2 protein-coding genes are annotated in these 2,320 nt (G+C 71.4%); one reads left to right on the plus strand and one right to left on the minus strand.

The genetic code is table 11. From position 1 onward, the window contains the following. Positions 1–238 precede the first annotated feature (238 nt). Positions 239–1,033: a Cof-type HAD-IIB family hydrolase gene (locus VIB55_RS25215; protein ID WP_331879462.1), complete on the minus strand. Its 795-nt coding sequence runs from the start codon at positions 1,031–1,033 to the stop codon at positions 239–241. Positions 1,034–1,480: 447 nt separating this feature from the next. Between VIB55_RS25215 and VIB55_RS25220 the strand changes: the two genes are divergently transcribed. Continuing rightward, on the plus strand, positions 1,481–2,320 hold an 840-nt coding region (locus VIB55_RS25220; protein WP_331879463.1), incomplete at its 3' end, for a sigma-54 factor interaction domain-containing protein.

The raw sequence follows: 2,320 nt of genomic DNA on the forward strand, positions 1-2,320 counted from the left end.
GTCGCACCCGAAGCCGTGGGCGAACAGCATGGGCTGCGTGCCGCGGCCGAAGACCTTCACGTTGTTGCGGACGAGCGCGTCCTGGGGCATGTCCAATTTTCGTCTAGGGTTGGGCGTAAGTCCAGGCTGCTTCTCGCCCGCAAACATCATGCGCCGTCAGCTTTTGGCGGCTGGCGGCTGCTGTCGATGCGTTCCCTGGATGACACTTCGTTGGGGCGGAGCGTTGCGGAGGGATGGGCTACAGCGTGGCGGCGTACTCCAGCGCTTCCACCAGGCCGCCGCGGTCCACGTGCCCCACGTGGTGGCGGGCCACGGCGCGCACCTCGGCGGCGGCGTTGCCCATGGCCACGGGAAAGCCGACCACGCGCATGGCTTCGAGGTCGTTGGTGCCGTCGCCCACCATCATCACGCGCTCCAGCGGAATCCCGTACTCCCCGGCCACGGCGCGCACCGCACCGGCCTTGTCCAGCCCCGGCGCCGTCAGGCTGATGAACGCCGTGTCGGGCATCACGGGCGAGGTGGAGGGCGTCAGCGCCAGCCCCTCGTGCGGCTCCACGAGAACGGCGCCTTCCTCCGCCAGCGGCACGATCCACTGCGCGCGGACGATGGCGCCCCGCAACTCGCCGAAGGGCCGCGGTGCGAAGGGCACGCCGAGCAGCCCGGCGTGGCGCCGGGCGCGCTCGCCGGTGCTCTCGACGGCGTACCCGGTGTCGGTGTACAGCTCCAGGATGCGCCCGGTCTCCCGCGCCCGGGCGATCAGCCTCTGAACGGCGTCATCGGGGACCTGGCCGGAGCGCGAGCGGCCCGTCGGCAGGTGCACGATGCTGGCGCCGTTCTGAAAGACGTGCCATCCCTGCGGGTCCAGCCGCTCCGCCAGCTCGCGCGTAAGGCCGAACGCCGGTCGCCCGGAGCAGATCACCAGCCGCGCGCCGGCTTCCCGCGCCCGTTCCACCGCGGGCCACACCTCCGGCGCCACGTCGCCGGAGCTTCCCACGAGCGTTCCATCCACGTCCACGCATATCAACTCGATCATCACTGATCCGCCGTGTCTAGGGTGTGGAGAGCACGTCCGGAGGGTACGCGGCGAGATCCCCATCTCTCATCCATGCAAGGGAACCGCCTGTACCGATGCTCGGCGCGCTTCCCCCACCTGTCTTCGGGGAGACCTCTCCCACCGTTTGCAGCAGGTTTGTCGCAGGATGTTCCACTGGGGTGCCATCGCCCCAGGCTTGTCCCACCCTGGCCCCACCGCGACCCGTCCCGGGGGGACATTCCATCGGGCCGATCGATCTAAGTTGTTAGCGTTTCCCGACGTTCCACGAGCGCCTGGGGATGGTACACCGGTTGCCTTTCCCGCCCGCCCCCGTGACGCACTTCCCGCTCCGGTGCGGGCCGTATCGGCCGCGGGGTACGCCGTTCCCGGAACCCTGTCACACCTTTCCGGCGCCCCGCCAGGCCCGGCCACCCCTCCCCGCCCACCGTGCCCCTCCCCAAGGTCTGGCAGCACGTGTTTGGAGCCATCCCGGACTCGCCCCGCTGCCGAGAGCTGCTGGGGGCGATGGCCGCGGGCGGGCTGAGCATGGTGCCGTGGAGTGAGGACGAGGCGGGCGGGCCGGGCGTGGTGCTGTTCGACGAGGTGAGCGAGGGATTGTGCGACTTCGTGCGCGAGGCCAGCCAGGGCGGATACGGCCGGGTGCTGGCCGTGGGCACCAGCGGCGCCGCGATGGCCAACGGGCAGGGATGGACGCTGCTGCGCGCGGGCGCCTCCGACGCATTCGCCCGCGACGGAGCGGATGACGCCGCCCGCGCGGCGCTCGCCCGGCTCGAGCGGTGGGCCGCCGTGGACCGGCTGGTAGATTCGCCGCTGGTGCGCAACCACCTGGTGGGGCGCAGCCCGGTGTGGCGGACCGTGCTCCGGCAGGTGGTGGAGGTGGCCGCATTCACCGATGCGCCCCTGCTGGTGACCGGCGAAAGCGGCACCGGCAAGGAGCTGGTCGCCCGGCTGATCCACTCGCTGGATGCACGCCCCCGCAAGCGCGAGCTGGTTCTGCTGGACTGCACCACGGTGGTCCCGCAGCTGTCGGGAAGCGAGTTCTTCGGCCACGAGCGGGGCGCCTTCACGGGCGCCGCGGGGCCGCGCGAGGGCGCCTTCGCCCTCGCGGACGGGGGAACGCTGTTCCTGGACGAGGTGGGCGAGCTGCCGCCCACCCTGCAGGCGCAGCTGCTGCGCGTGGTGCAGGAAAAGACGTACAAGCGCACCGGCGGCAACGCCTGGCAGAAGACCGACTTCCGCCTGGTGTGCGCGACCAACCGCGACCTG

The organism is Longimicrobium sp., assembly GCF_036554565.1.
In the GTDB taxonomy this organism is placed as follows: domain Bacteria; phylum Gemmatimonadota; class Gemmatimonadetes; order Longimicrobiales; family Longimicrobiaceae; genus Longimicrobium.

What these genes read in the sequence shown, in the direction of transcription:
- VIB55_RS25215 (WP_331879462.1), bottom strand. Translation starts at nt 1,033, where the DNA reads ATGATCGAGTTGATATGCGTGGACGTGGATGGAACGCTCGTGGGAAGC.